We start from the raw sequence: 13,564 nt of genomic DNA on the forward strand, positions 1-13,564 counted from the left end.
ACCCGAAGACGGAAGACGGAAGACGGAAGACGAAGGCGGAGAGGAGCAAAGCCGTGACCGTCAGAGAACCCGATCAGACCCCCTCGCAGGCCGACTTCCGGGAGGCGATGGCGCATCTGCCCGCGGCCGTCAACATCATGACGACCGACGGTCCGAACGGCCGCTGCGGCATCACGGTCAGCGCGGTCTGCTCGGTGACCGACGACCCGCCGACCATCCTGGTCTGCCTCAACCGCAGCAGCGCCATGCACGACGTGTTCTGGGCCAACGGCCGGGTCTGCGTCAACGTTCTGGGCGGTGACCAGCAGGACTTGGCGCTGCACTTCGCCGGAGCGACGGAGGTCTCCATGGCCGAACGGTTCACCTGGAACGTCTGGGATCGCGGCCAGCGCGTGCCGGTGCTCAAGGACGCGTTAGTGGCCGTCATCGGCGTGGTGAAGGACTGCAAGCCGATGGGGTCGCACAGCGTGCTGTTCGTGGAGATCGAGCAGGTACGTACCCGGAGGGGCGGCCCGAGTCTCGTCTACTTCAACCGGAGCTTCCATCGCCTGGACTCCGGCTCGCCGATGGCCTGCTGAGGGATCGCGCCCCGGCCTCGGGAGCTACCTAGCGCTTGGGCGATTGATGGTGTAATGATGTAATCATGGAAACTCTCTTTGAGCACGCAGGCGGCCAAGAAGGGCTCCACAGGTTCATCGACATCTTCTATGGAAGCGTCTTGTCCGACCCGCTGCTCCAGCCATTGTTCGGCGAAGGACTTCCCCATCACGTGACACATCTGACGGCTTTCACGGCCGAGACCTTCGGCGGCCCCGACACATTCTCCAGGGAAATGGGCGGATTTTCCAGACTGATCGACGCGCACCGTGGGCTGGGGATCAGCGAGGCGCAGCGGCAGCGGTTCGTCGAGCTGTACATGGCGGCCGCCGATCAGGCCGGACTCCCGGAAGACGCGCCTTTCCGGGAGGCGCTGCGGTCGCATGTGGAGTTCGGATCGAAGGTGGCGATGCAGAACTCCCATGCCGAAACCGACGACCAACTCCACCCGCTCCGAGAGGTGCCGCAGTGGGGATGGTCCGAGCCGAGCTAGTTTCCACCGCCACGTCAATCGGAGCTCCCGGCACTTCCCGCCCAGGGCCCTCGCCCGGGCGGGAAGTGCCGGGAGCCCTACTTGTGCTGCAACAGCAGGGTGAACAGCACGTTGGTGGTCGTACTGAGCGCGAACATGGTCACCGCGACGATCAGGTCATCGCGCTTCCGTGACAGCAGCCCGCCCTGCGAGCCTTCCGGAACGTTGACGATGACCGCCTGAGTCAGGCCGGCGCCGAGCCGTTTCCACAGGTACTTGAAGCCCAGACCGAGGACCAGCGGGACCATCGTGACCGGGAGCAGGCTCCACCACACCGGGGCCGAGAACGAGCCGAGGAAGCGGCCGGCGATGGCCGCGCCGACGATGGCCGCGAGGGTGCCGACGGCCAGGCCAGGGATATGGGCGAACTGCGCCCAGGTCCGCTTCTTCTCGTTGCAGATCTCCCTGATCCTGGCCGCGTCGTTCGCCGTCTCGTCCACTCGGTAGCGGAGCAGTAGAGCCGTACCCGAGGAGAGCGTCAACTCCATGATCTTGTCGCTGTTCACGGGGTCGCGCCGGACCATCCGCACCATCTTCAGCGTCGGGGTCATCTTCGAGCCGAGGTCGGCGATGTCCGCCGACGAGTCGGACTCGTACACGACGTAGTTGCTGTCGGTCCAGATGCTGAAATAGACGCCGGTCTGCTCGAATATCTTGGCGAGCTGCGTCAGCTGCTCGCGGTGGAGCTTTGTCGGCCCGAGATTCTCTTTCCTTGGTGTCCCAAGGCATCGGGGGGTGATGGCCACTAGGCTGCCTTTCGATCTTCGTAGTGGTACTGACTGGCTGTTCGGGCCCCCAGGCGCCAACTCCGAAGCGGCCGAGCTGGTTAGCGCGCCTGTCTCATTCTTCTGCTTGATCGCCTGCACATGCGAACAAAATGGACATCAAGGCAATGTGTGCATAGTTCGCCCATGTGCTTATAAAGCGTAACTCGGGGCGGTTTAATGAACCGCCACCTGATCCTAGCTGAAGATCGCAAGAGTATTGCGTGTTCTCTTCGCGTTTGCCAAAGGACGAGGTTGGTGGGTGGTTATGTCCTTGGGAATGCCGGGAGTGCCGAGTGCGACATGGACGGTGGCGGTGAGATTTATTCACGTTGGTGTTCGGGAATGCCCTTTCCCGAATCCTTTGTGGCGGAAGATGGCGCCTTGGCTCAGGGGCTTGGGGCGTTGATCGGCGGGCTCCCCGCTGTGCCGGAGGGGCGACGAAAAGCTGCGGGATGCGAAAATTTGCCGAGTGCGCAAACTTCTGTAGTCTGGGGGCATGACCGGGCTACGCGAACGAAAGAAGCAGGCGACCCGCGACGCCCTGATGGCCGCCGCGCTCCAGCTCGCCATGGAGCGCGGGCTGGACAACGTGCGGGTCGAGGACATCGCCGAGGCGGCGGGGGTGTCGCCGCGGACGTTCAACAACTACTTCTCCAGCAAGTGGGAGGCGCTGGCCGCCCGCCACGTCGACCGGACCAGGCACTCGGTGCGGGTGCTGCGCGACAGGCCGCCGGGCGAGCCGCTGTGGGAGGCGGTGACGCGGGCCATGCTGGCGCCGTGGGAGAACGCGGAGCAGACCACGCGGGCGCCCAGCCCTGAGATGCGGGCCGCCCTGCGGCTGCTGACCAGCGCGCCCGCCATGGAGGGGGAGTCGCTGCGGGTGCTCTTCTCCGCCGACGCCGAGCTGGCCGCGGCCGTCGCCGAGCGCACGGGCACCGACCACGAACGCGACCTCTACCCGCAACTGGTCGCCACGGCGGTGATCACGGCCACGCAGACCGCCGTCCGCCATTGGCTGCTCGTCGAGCCCGCGGTGCCGCTCCTTCCTCTGATCGAAGAGGCGATGCGCCAGCTCGCCACCGGACTACCCGACCCAACGGCACAAGGAGAGCCCCAATGACCGCGGACGTCGTCATCGCCGGTGGTGGTCCCAACGGGCTGATGCTGGCCAGTGAGCTGGCCCTGGCCGGAGTCCGGCCGATCGTGCTGGAACGCCTGCCGGAGCGGAGCCAGGCGCCCAAGGCCAACGGCATCGTCGGGCAGGTCGTCAGGCTGCTCGACCAGCGCGGCCTCTACCGGCGCTTCCTGGATGTAGCCGAGCCGCCGCGACCGATCCCGATGTTCCTGTTCGGCGCGCTGCCGCTCGACCTGGCCGAGATCGAGGGCAACACGCTGTACGCCATGGGCATCAAGCAGGCCCGCCTGGAGGAGCTGTTCGAGGATCGGGCCCGCGAGCTGGGTGTGGAGATCAGGCGGGGGCGGGAGCTGACCTCGTTCACCCAGGACGAGTCGGGCGTGACGCTCGAACTGGACGGCGGCGAGCAGCTGCGCACCCGCTACCTGGTCGGCTGCGACGGCGCCCACAGCACGGTCAGGAAGCAGGCCGGCATCGGCTTCCCCGGTGTGAACGCCTTCTCCGTCATCTCGCGGGCCGCCCACGTCGTCCTACCTGAGGCGACGATCCGGATGGACCGGGCCGAGCTGGAACTGCCCGGCGTGGGCACGATCGCCCTCTACGCCTGGCACCGCACCGAGCGCGGCGCGTACGCCCTGCTGCCCGTGAGTTCTGAGGTCCTGACGATCAGCTGCGTCGAGTGGGACAGCGACGATCCCGGCGAGGACGTCGAGATGACGCTCGGCGAGCTGCGCGAGAGCCTGTCCAGAGTGCTGGGCGTCGACATCGCGCTGGCCACCCCGCCCGGTCCGGGGCCGCACCTGCTGCGCCGCCTCAGCGGGCGCAACACCCGGATGGCCGACCGCTTCCGGGCGGGCCGGGTGCTGCTGGCCGGGGACGCCGCCCACGTGCACTCCGCGGTCGGGGCGCCGGGACTGAACCTGGGTCTCCAGGACGCGGCCAACCTCGCCTGGAAGCTGGCGGCCACGGTACGCGGCACGGCGCCGCCCGGCCTCCTCGACAGCTACGATCGGGAGCGACGGCTGGCCGCCGAGCGGGTCACCATGCACAGCAAGGCCCAGCTCGCGCTCATGTCGCCGGGGCCGGAGGTGACGGCGCTGCGCGAGGTGTTCGGCGAACTGCTCCACGACAAGAGCGCGCGTGGCCGGATATCTGCCCTCATGTCGGGCGCGGATGTCACCTATCCCATGGCCGCCCCGGCACATCCGCTGACCGGCCACTTCGTACCCGACCTGGAGTTGGAGCCGGTGCCTCTCACCACGCTCATGCGGGAGGGGCGGCCGCTGCTGCTCGACCTCGCGGGAAGCGTTCGGAAGGAGGTGTGGGACGGCCGGATCGACGTGGTCACGGCCACGTGCGCGGCGCCGCCCGCCGACGCGCTGCTGATCCGCCCGGACGGGTACGTGGCCTGGGCGGGCACCCCGGACGACTCGCTGGACGAGGCTGTCAGAACCTGGTTCGGTTAACCTGATCCCGGACTCTGAGGAGGGCTCATGCCGGAGAATCTGATCTTTCGCCTGCCGCCGACGTTCGAGACGGTCGAGGAGGAACGGCGCCATCGCAAGGAGCGGCTCGCCGCCGCGCTGCGCATCTTCGGCAAGCTGGGCTTCGAGGAGGGCGTCGCGGGACACATCACCGCCCGCGACCCCGAGCTGACCGACCACTTCTGGGTCAACCCGTTCGGCATGTCGTTCAAGCACGTGCGCGTGAGCGACCTGATCCTTGTCAACCACGAGGGCAAGGTGGTCGAGGGCCGCTACCCCGTCAACGAGGCGGCCTTCGCCATCCATTCGCAGGTGCACCAGGCGCGGCCCGGCGTGGTGGCGGCCGCGCACAGCCACTCGGTCTACGGACGCGCGCTGTCGGCGCTCGGACGGGTCATCGAGCCGATCACGCAGGACGCCTGCGCCTTCTATGAGGACGTCTCGCTCTTCGACGACTACACGGGCGTGGTGACGGACTTGGAGGAGGGCAAGCGCATCGCCGCCGCACTGGGCGGCAACAAGGCCGTCGTGCTGCGCAACCATGGGTTGCTGACGGTGGGCGACACTGTGGACGCGGCGGCGTGGTGGTTCATCACGATGGAACGCTCGGCGCAGGTGCAGCTCGTCGCGCAGGCGGCCGGGCAGGTGGTGCCCATCGAACCGGACAACGCGGCCCTGACCCACCGGCAGATCGGCAACGATTTGGTCGGCTGGATCAACTACCAGCCCCTCCACGACCAGATCACCCGCGAGCAACCAGATCTATTCGAGTGACCCGCTTTGTTGCGGTCCGGACAAACCCTTCCATCCGTTACGGCAAGCCGCACTCACCGCCACCCGCCGCCCGTGGCTGAGGGCCTCCAGGAAAACGCCCGCTGAGCCCGCACGGGGCCGGGCGCCGATACGTGCGCTCAGTTGACCGTGGCTTCCGTAGCGGGCAGCCGTCTCGGTCCCTGCGACGGTCCGTGGTGACTGGGGCCCAAGGAGGGGACCCAGAGCGCGCCCTAGCGGCGGAAAGTGTGGCGATAGGTCAGTGGGGCGACGCCGACTGCGGCGTGGAGGTGTTGGCGGAGGGAGACCGTGGTGGTGAAGCCCGCTCGGCGGGCCACCTCCTCCACTCCCGCGTCCGTCGTCTCCAAGAGGTGTCTGGCGTGGTCGACTCGTTGTTTGGTCAGCCAGCGTGACGGGCTCAGGCCGGTTTCCTCGCGGAAGCGTCTGGTGAAGGTGCGGACGCTCATCTTCGCGTGCCCGGCCAGGGCGTCCAGGTCGAGTGGTTTGTCCAGGTGGGAGAGCATCCACATGCGGGTCGGGGCGGTGCTGGTGCCCGTCGGGTCGGGGAAGGGGCGGTCGATGTACTGGGCCTGGCCGCCGTCCCGCCAAGGAGGCATGACGCAGCGGCGGGCCGCCCTGTTGGCCACCTCGGTGCCGTAGTCGCGCCTGATCACGTGGAGGCAGAGGTCCAGTCCGGCCGCCACGCCCGCCGAGGTGAGTACGTCGCCGTCGTCGATGAACAGCACCGAGGGATCCAGGTCGACCTTGGGGAACAGCGCGGCGAAGTGGGCGGCCTCGCGCCAGTGCGTGGTGGCGGGGCGGCCGTCCAGCAGGCCCGCGGCGGCCAGGATGAACGCGCCCGTACAGATCGACATGATCCGCTTGTGGCCGTGCAGGGCGTCGCGCAGGTAGGGCTGGATCGTGCCGTCCTTCATCGTGCGGCCCGCGTGGATGCCGGGGACCAGGACCGTGTCGGCCGTGGCCAGGACGTCCAGGTCGTGGTCGGGCAGGACGCTGTATCCGGCCGAGCAGCGCACGGGCCGGCGGCCGGGGGAGCAGGTGACGACCTCGTAGAGCTTCTCGCCGGCCGCTGACTCCGCCGACCAGAAGACCTGGCCGGGAACGCCCAGGTCGAGAGGGGCGAAGTGGTCGAGAACGAGGACCGCGACACGATGCGCCATGGCCGAATTCTTTCACATATTGGCTATCCGGCCACTCGCGGCCATGAGGGTGGATAAATCAGGATTAGCGGATGACCATAAGCACCACCACTCGGACCAGGCGGTTGCATCGGGCCTGGTTCGTCGCGGCCGTCGCGTTCGTGGCCATTCTCGGCGCGGCCGGGTTCCGTGCCACTCCCGGCGTGCTGATCACGCCGCTCCAGGCGGAGTTCGGCTGGACCAAGGGCACGATCTCGCTCGCGGTGTCGGTCAACCTGGTGCTCTACGGCCTGACCGCGCCGTTCGCGGCCGCACTGATGGACCGGTTCGGGATGCGGCGGGTGGTGTCCCTCGCGCTGCTGCTGGTGGCCACCGGTAGCGGGCTCACGGTGCTGATGACGGCGAGCTGGCAGCTGCTGCTGTTCTGGGGCGTGTTCGTCGGGCTGGGCACGGGGTCCATGGCGCTGGTGTTCGTGGCGACGGTGACCGACCGGTGGTTCGTCAAGCACCGTGGCCTCGTCACCGGCCTGCTCACCGCGGCCGGCGCCACCGGTCAGTTGATCTTCCTGCCGGTGCTCGCCCAGCTGGCCGAGGGGCCGGGGTGGCGGGTGGCCTCGCTGACCGTGGCGGGGGCCGCGCTGGCGGTGGTGCCGTTCGTGTGGTGGCTGCTGCGCGACCATCCGGAGGACGTGGGCACCACGGCGCTGGGGGCGGAGCCCGGCACGGTCCGTACCCTGCCCGTCCAGCGGAACGCGGCCGTGCGGGCGCTCACGGTCCTCAGGTCGGCGGCGCGGACCCGGGCGTTCTGGTTCCTGGCGGGCGGCTTCGCCATCTGCGGCGCCAGCACGAACGGCCTGGTCGGCACCCACTTCATCCCCGCCGCGCACGACCACGGCATGGCCGAACCGGTCGCGGCGGGGCTGCTCGCGGTCATCGGGATCTTCGACATCGCGGGTACGGTCGCCTCCGGCTGGCTCAGCGACAAGGTGGATCCGAAGATCCTGCTCGGCGTCTACTACGGGCTGCGCGGGCTGTCGCTGATGGTGCTGCCGGGGCTGTTCGCGGCCACGACCCAGCCCAGCATGCTGATCTTCATCGTGTTCTACGGGCTCGACTGGGTGGCGACCGTGCCGCCGACCGTCGCGCTGTGCCGGCGCATCTACGGGGCGGACGGCGCGGTCGTGTTCGGCTGGGTGTTCGGCTCGCATCAGATCGGCGCCGCGTTCGCCGCCGTGGGCGCCGGGCTCACCCGCGACCACCTGGGCGCTTACGACCTGGCCTGGTACGTCTCGGGCGCCCTCTGCCTCCTGGCCGCCGGCATGTCCCTGGCCATCGGGCATGCTAAAGGGCGATGAGTGACGCAGAGTTGATGGTCCTGCCGCTGGTGGTCAGGATCGAGAGAGCGACGCCGCCGGAGCGTACCGACGCTTTGGAGGCGGCCGCGATGGCCGTGCTGAGCCTGCTCGACGACCCCGGCGAGTGGGGTGCGGAGCTGCACGCCTGGCAGTCCACCGGCAAGATCCGCAAGGTCGTGCGCCGGGCCAGGGGCGCCGAGTGGCGCCGGGCGCTGGCGCTGCCGGGCCGTACCGTCGAGCACCGTACGGCCGAGGTGCGCGTGCACCCGCCCGTGCCGCTCGACGACTGGCCCAGAGATCTCGCCCGGTTGCAGGTGTCGGGCACCGAGCTGACCGACACCGGCGACCTCGCGCCCGCCGAGCCGCCGATCCTGTGGGCCAACCCCGGGCTCGCCATGTCGGCGGGCAAGGCCATGGCCCAGGCCGGGCACGCCGCCCAGCTCGCCTGGTGGGCCAGCGACGAGGCCGAGCGCGCCGCGTGGCGGGCGGCCGGGCTGGCCGTGACGGTGCGCACCGCGGCGGCGGGCGACTTCCAGGCGAAGGTGGCCGCGGGGCTGCCCGTGGTGCGGGACGCCGGGTTCACCGAGATCGAGCCGGGTTCATGTACGTTCGTCGCCGACGCGCCGTGGCTCTATGGGCGGGTGGCCCGGTCATGACAGATGTTAGATCTCGATCACGTCGGCCAGGACGCCGCCCGCCGGGGTGATCCGGGCGGGCGACGGGCTGTCGTAGACGATCATCAGTCTGCCGTCCGCCAGCACGGCCATCCCTTCGGGATGGTCGCAGCCGATGCCGTACGGCAGCTCGGCGACCGTCTCCAGCTCGTCCGCCGCGACCACCTCGCCCGCTCGATGGACCCGCCAGCGCAGCACGCGCACCGGCCCGTCGAGGCTCATGCTCGGCCCGGCCAGCAGCAGCACGTCACGGCCGTACGGGCACAGGTCCCGCACGCCCAGCCCGCCCAGGTCCAGGAAGTGCTTGCGGTACGGCTCGCGCAGCCGCAGCCGGCCCGGATGGCTCTCGACGGGCCTGACCTCCAGGACCACCGCCCAGCCGCGTAGCACCGGGCCACGGAGTCCCAGGTAGACCCGCTCGTCCAGCACCGCGATGCCCTCGATGTCGAGGCCGTTGTCCTTGCCGGGCAGCGCGAGGAACGGCGCGAGGTGCGGGTCGTCCTCCAGATGGGCGGCGATGTTGTCCCGGCCCGACAGGATCGCGCCCGGCAGCGGGGCGTTGGTGGCGGGGTCGAGCGGCAGGCGTACCAGGATGAAGCGGTTCTCCTCGCGGACCACGGTCGCCAGCCGTTTGACGGCCTTGGCCGGGTCCTTGGCCGACTTGATCCGGCGGCGCTTGAGACTGTGCGAGCCGACGGCCCACAGGTGGCCGTCGGCCCTGGCCAGGCCCTCGATGTCCGCCTCGTCCTCGGGGCCCGCGGGCAGTCGTACGTAGTCGGCCAGCCGGAAGGTGCGCTGACCCGTGTAGTTCACGCCGGTCCAGGCCAGATGCTCGATGGTGGCGGTCTCGTCCCCGGCCAGCCACAGGCCGCTGCCGTCGTGCCGTAACGCGGAGAGGTTCGTGTGCGTTTGGGAGGCTTGCGAGGCCGGGTCGAATCGGAGCTCCACCTGTTCCACGAAGCCATGATGACACTTCGGCCGCTTCATAAGCGGAATGCCGGGATTTGTCGTACGCTCCCGATCGTGCTCGATGGGGATGATGGGACCGAAGGTTCCCGTGTGAGAACTGCTGCCAGGCCGGGAACCCCTGTTTCTTCACCCAGGCGATCCCGCATCGGCGATCTTCGGATGCGGGATGTATACCGGGGGCTCGCAGTCGTGACCGCGGTGGCGGTCGTCACTGTCACGCTGGTCATGCTGCTCCCGTCGCGGCCGGACGAGGTCGCCGCACGGCCGGTTGCCGCGCCATCGACCGTGCCGACCTCGTCCGCGCCGCCCCTTGCCACAGTGTCGTCCGAGCCGTCGGTGTCTCCCTCGCCGGTGGACTCCGCCGAGGCGGCCGCTCCCCGCGCCACACCGACTCCCGGCTCGACCATCGCGCCCGGATACACCGCCATGGAGGCCCTGTACGCCGACCCCCGGGTCCCCAAGCTGCCGAAGAAGGTCGCGCGGCTGAAGATGACCAAGCCCGGCAAGGCAGCGATCAAGGACCGGCGGACCGGCCTGGTCGTGCCCAGGCTCGGCAAGCCGTGGAAGGCGCATCGTGCGGCGCCGTTCACCAGCAAGCAGGTGCTCCCGCTCAAGCGCGGCTCGAACCAGCGGGGCATGCTCGTCACCTGCCCGCTCCCGATCGAGGAGCAGAAGTCGGCGCGTGACACCGCGCTGCTCGCCGCCCGCTGGACGCTCAACCACCACCCCAAGGGCGCCCGGATCCGCTGGCTGGTCTCCCAGCCGATCAAGCGCGGCTGGCTGCTCGCCTACCAGGTCAGGTACGGCAAGCACGTCTCGCGAGCGGCCGTGGTCGTGCTCGACGGGGGAATGGCCAAGCCGGGGCTGGCGTTCGTGACAGTGCCGGAGTCGCAGCGGACCAGGTGGCGTGACATCACGCGCGTGGTTTCCGGGGTGCGTGTTCTAGGCTAGAAGATCATGTACGGCGATATGGGGGAGTGACGCCGTGGAACGCCCAGGTCAGCCGAAGGCGCCTGACAATCGCTCGGGACAGCCGCAGGCGCCTGACAGAGACAAGCCCAAGCCGCCCTGGCGGGCGGAAGGGCTGCCCGGCTCGTCCGGCGGTGGTCGCCCGAAGATCAACTGGTGGCGCTTCGTCGTCACGTTGCTCGTCGTGTACGCGGCGTTCTTCCTGGTCTCGTCCTTCTTCGACTCCGGCTCGGTCGAGACGGTGTCCTACACCGAGTTCACCAAGCAGGTGACCTCGAAGAACGTCAAGGACATCTACGCCACGGGTCTGTCGGTCGAGGGCGATCTGCGGGCCGCGGCCAAGGATCCCGACAGCGGCAACAAGTCGTACACGAAGTTCAAGACGGAGATCCCCGCCTTCGCCAACAACGACCAGCTCTACCAGCAGCTGGAGAGCAACGGGGTCGACATCAAGGCCGACCCGATCAACAGCGGGCGCGGCTTCTTCGTCAACCTGCTGCTCTCCCTGCTCCCCGTCCTGCTGCTGGCCGGGCTCTGGATCTGGGTCATGCGCCGCGGCGCCAGCATGATGGGTGGCGGCGGGCTGAGCGGCCTCGGCCGGTCCAAGGCGGCCAAGCCGGTCGAAGCGGGTCAGATGCGGGCCACGTTCGCGGACGTGGCGGGCATCGACGAGGTCGAGAACGAGCTCGTCGAGGTCGTCGACTACCTGAAGGACCCCGACAAATACCGCAGGCTCGGCGCCAAGCTGCCCAAGGGCGTGCTGCTCGCCGGTCCTCCCGGCACCGGCAAGACGCTGCTGGCCCGCGCCGTGGCCGGTGAGGCGAACGTGCCGTTCTTCTCGGCCAGCGCCTCGGAGTTCATCGAGATGATCGTCGGTGTGGGCGCGTCGCGGGTACGCGACCTGTTCGAGGAGGCGCGCAAGGTCGCCCCCTCGATCGTGTTCATCGACGAGATCGACGCCATCGGCCGGGCCAGGGGCGGCGCCGGCGGCATCGGGGGGCACGACGAGCGCGAGCAGACGCTCAATCAGATCCTCACCGAGATGGACGGCTTCTCCGGCGTCGAGGGCGTCATCGTCATCGGGGCCACGAACCGGCCGGAGATCCTCGACCCGGCCCTGCTGCGGCCGGGCCGGTTCGACCGTACGGTGCAGGTGGGGTTGCCCGACGCCGCCGGCCGTACCGCGATCCTGGCCGTGCACAGCAGGAGCGTGCCGCTCGACGGCGAGGTCAGCCTCGACCAGATCGCCAAGACCACGCCCGGCATGACCGGCGCCGACCTGGCGAACCTCGTCAACGAGGGCGCGCTCCTGGCCGCCAAGCGCGGCAAGGAGAAGGTCGGCATCGCCGACTTCGCCGACGCGCTGGAGAAGCTGCAGCTCGGCGCGGCGCGCAGCATCGTGATGCCGGAGGAGGAGCGCACCAGGACCGCCTTCCACGAGGCCGGCCACGCGCTGCTCGGCATGCTGCAGCCGGGCGCCGACCCGGTCAGGAAGATCTCGATCATCCCGCGCGGGCGGGCGCTCGGCGTCACGCTGTCGACGCCCGACACCGATCGTTACGCCTACGACGAGCAGTATCTCCGTGGGCGCATCACCGGCGCGCTCGGCGGGATGGCGGCCGAGCAGGTGGTGTTCGGCGTGATCACCACTGGCGCCGAGAACGACCTGGAGCAGGTCACCATGATCGCCCGTGGCATGGTCGGGCGCTGGGGCATGTCGGAGAAGGTAGGGCCGCTGACCATCCTGCCCAGCGACGGTCAGCCGCCGCAGGCCTCGCCCGCCATGCTCGCCACCGTCGACGAGGAGGCGCGGCGGATCGTGGACGAGTGCTACGAGCGCGCGCTGCGTGTCCTCAGCGAGAACCGCGACAAGCTCGACGCCATCGTCGCGGCCCTGCTGGAGCACGAGACGCTGGACGAGGCGAGCGCCTACGCCGCGGCCGGGCTTTCCGGGGACTTGGGCAAGCCCGTAACGTAAATTGAGGCCGCGCCGGGCAGGTCTCCGATGTGACACTCAACGACGAGCTTCTCGCAGAGCTCGGCGATGCCGGGCTGGAGGAGGTCGCCGGGCTGCTCGGTACGGACACCGTAACGGCCCGCATCGTGCTCACGACGGTGTCCGGCACCATCATCGGCGGCCTGGCGCGCAACGCCGCGCACCCTGAAGGTGCGGAGGCGCTGCGCGCCGCCCTCGACGACCATGTGGACGCCGACCCGTTCAACGGCGACGTGGCGTCGCTGTCGCGTGACGGGCAGAGCATCCTGGGGCACGTACTCGGCGGGCAGGGCACCGAGCAGGCGGCCGACGGCTTGTCACGGCTGGTGGGGGTCGACGGCCGCACGATCATGAGGTTGCTGCCGCTGATCGCGCCCATGATCATGTCGTTGCTGGCCGGGCGGGCGACTCGCGGGCGGATGGAGGCCGCCGCCGTCGCCGACGCCCTGAACCAGGAGAGCGCCACCCTCCCCACCGAGCTGGCCGAGCTGCTCGGCGCGATCTTCGATGGGGACTCCATGGACGTACCCGGCCAGCCGAACTTCGACCGCTGAACGGTAAGCTGGTGCGGTGATCATCCTGGCTTCAGCGTCCCCTGCCCGGCTGGCCCTGCTCCGCAGCGCCGGACTCGACCCCAAGGTGATCGTCAGCGGCGTCGACGAGGAGTCATACTCCGCCTACTCGCCCGCCGCGCTCGCTCTTGAGCTGGCCAAGGCCAAGGCGTCGGCGGTCGCGAGCGGGCTCGACGAGGGCCTGGTCATCGGCTGTGACTCGATCCTGGAGCTCGACGGCAGGCCGTACGGCAAGCCGGCCACGGCCGAGGAGGTGCTCGAGCGGTGGCGGATCATGCGCGGCCGGACCGGACGCCTGGTGACCGGCCACTGCGTCATCGACGTACCCGCCGGCCGGCAGGTGGCCGAGGTGTCCACCACCGTGATCCACTTCGGCCGGCCGTCCGACGAGGAGATAGCCGCCTACGCTGACACGGGCGAGCCGCTGGGCCTGGCCGGGGCGTTCAGCATCGAGGGGCGGGGCGGCTGGTTCGTCGAGGGCATCGAGGGTGACCACGGCAACGTGCTCGGCATCTCGCTGCCGCTGATCCGCAACCTTTTCGGCGAACTGGGCTACGCGGTGACGTCGTTCTGGCGCTAGCGT

At 69.4% G+C, this 13,564-nt stretch carries 14 protein-coding genes; 11 read left to right on the forward strand and 3 right to left on the reverse strand.

Annotated elements, in window-relative coordinates; translation table 11 throughout:
* Positions 1-53: 53 nt before the first annotated feature.
* Together AB0B64_RS30350 and AB0B64_RS30355 are read left to right on the forward strand one after the other, a co-directional pair.
* A complete protein-coding gene (locus AB0B64_RS30350; protein ID WP_357939993.1) occupies positions 54-578 on the forward strand; it encodes a flavin reductase in 525 nt (174 codons plus the stop codon).
* 65 nt (positions 579-643) lie between these two features.
* Positions 644-1,090, forward strand: a complete 447-nt coding sequence (locus tag AB0B64_RS30355; protein WP_357939995.1) for a group II truncated hemoglobin — start codon at positions 644-646, stop codon at positions 1,088-1,090.
* 77 nt (positions 1,091-1,167) lie between these two features.
* Here the strand turns inward: AB0B64_RS30355 and AB0B64_RS30360 are convergent, their stop codons facing one another.
* Positions 1,168-1,875 carry a hypothetical protein gene (locus AB0B64_RS30360; protein ID WP_358181388.1) on the reverse strand — a complete coding sequence of 236 codons (708 nt, stop codon included), beginning with the start codon at positions 1,873-1,875 and terminating at the stop codon, positions 1,168-1,170.
* Positions 1,876-2,392: 517 nt separating this feature from the next.
* On the opposite strand from AB0B64_RS30360, the gene AB0B64_RS30365 reads away from it, so the two are divergent.
* From AB0B64_RS30365 to AB0B64_RS30375, 3 genes are read left to right on the forward strand one after another with little or no spacing between them, the layout of a single operon-like run.
* On the forward strand, positions 2,393-3,016 hold the full coding sequence (locus AB0B64_RS30365) for a TetR family transcriptional regulator (RefSeq protein ID WP_358181391.1): 624 nt from the start codon (positions 2,393-2,395) through the stop codon (positions 3,014-3,016).
* Positions 3,013-4,497 carry an FAD-dependent monooxygenase gene (locus AB0B64_RS30370; RefSeq protein WP_358181393.1) on the forward strand — a complete coding sequence of 495 codons (1,485 nt, stop codon included), beginning with the start codon at positions 3,013-3,015 and terminating at the stop codon, positions 4,495-4,497. The genes AB0B64_RS30365 and AB0B64_RS30370 overlap by 4 nt, the downstream gene beginning before the upstream one ends.
* Positions 4,498-4,524: 27 nt before the next feature.
* Positions 4,525-5,289, forward strand: coding sequence for a class II aldolase/adducin family protein (locus tag AB0B64_RS30375; protein WP_357940003.1), 765 nt, complete (start codon positions 4,525-4,527; stop codon positions 5,287-5,289).
* A 230-nt stretch (positions 5,290-5,519) separates the two neighbouring features.
* Here the strand turns inward: AB0B64_RS30375 and AB0B64_RS30380 are convergent, their stop codons facing one another.
* Complete coding sequence (locus AB0B64_RS30380) at positions 5,520-6,467, reverse strand: DJ-1/PfpI family protein (protein WP_358181396.1); 948 nt, start codon at positions 6,465-6,467, stop codon at positions 5,520-5,522.
* Positions 6,468-6,538: 71 nt separating this feature from the next.
* On the opposite strand from AB0B64_RS30380, the gene AB0B64_RS30385 reads away from it, so the two are divergent.
* Both AB0B64_RS30385 and AB0B64_RS30390 read left to right on the forward strand, forming a co-directional pair.
* A complete protein-coding gene (locus AB0B64_RS30385) occupies positions 6,539-7,801 on the forward strand; it encodes an MFS transporter (RefSeq protein ID WP_357940007.1) in 1,263 nt (420 codons plus the stop codon).
* Complete coding sequence (locus AB0B64_RS30390) at positions 7,798-8,457, forward strand: peptidyl-tRNA hydrolase (RefSeq protein ID WP_358181399.1); 660 nt, start codon at positions 7,798-7,800, stop codon at positions 8,455-8,457. The genes AB0B64_RS30385 and AB0B64_RS30390 overlap by 4 nt, the downstream gene beginning before the upstream one ends.
* A gap of 6 nt (positions 8,458-8,463) precedes the next feature.
* On the opposite strand, the gene AB0B64_RS30395 is transcribed toward AB0B64_RS30390, so the two are convergent.
* Positions 8,464-9,432 (reverse strand): DUF3616 domain-containing protein, encoded by a 969-nt coding sequence (locus AB0B64_RS30395; protein ID WP_358181402.1) that lies wholly within the window; start codon positions 9,430-9,432, stop codon positions 8,464-8,466.
* A gap of 171 nt (positions 9,433-9,603) precedes the next feature.
* Here AB0B64_RS30395 and AB0B64_RS30400 point away from each other — a divergent pair, with 171 nt between their 5' ends.
* The 4 genes from AB0B64_RS30400 to AB0B64_RS30415 are packed head-to-tail and all read left to right on the forward strand — an operon-like array spanning position 9,604 to position 13,561.
* Entirely contained in the window at positions 9,604-10,395 is a 792-nt protein-coding gene (locus AB0B64_RS30400) for a hypothetical protein (RefSeq protein WP_358181405.1), read from the forward strand.
* Positions 10,396-10,429: 34 nt separating this feature from the next.
* Positions 10,430-12,391 carry an ATP-dependent zinc metalloprotease FtsH gene (ftsH, locus tag AB0B64_RS30405; protein ID WP_358181408.1) on the forward strand — a complete coding sequence of 654 codons (1,962 nt, stop codon included), beginning with the start codon at positions 10,430-10,432 and terminating at the stop codon, positions 12,389-12,391.
* A 29-nt stretch (positions 12,392-12,420) separates the two neighbouring features.
* Positions 12,421-12,963 carry a DUF937 domain-containing protein gene (locus AB0B64_RS30410; RefSeq protein ID WP_358181411.1) on the forward strand — a complete coding sequence of 181 codons (543 nt, stop codon included), beginning with the start codon at positions 12,421-12,423 and terminating at the stop codon, positions 12,961-12,963.
* Positions 12,964-12,979: 16 nt separating this feature from the next.
* On the forward strand, positions 12,980-13,561 hold the full coding sequence (locus AB0B64_RS30415; protein ID WP_358181414.1) for a nucleoside triphosphate pyrophosphatase: 582 nt from the start codon (positions 12,980-12,982) through the stop codon (positions 13,559-13,561).
* Positions 13,562-13,564: the final 3 nt, after the last annotated feature.

The organism is Nonomuraea sp. NPDC049129, from assembly GCF_040648495.1.
In the GTDB taxonomy this organism is placed as follows: domain Bacteria; phylum Actinomycetota; class Actinomycetes; order Streptosporangiales; family Streptosporangiaceae; genus Nonomuraea.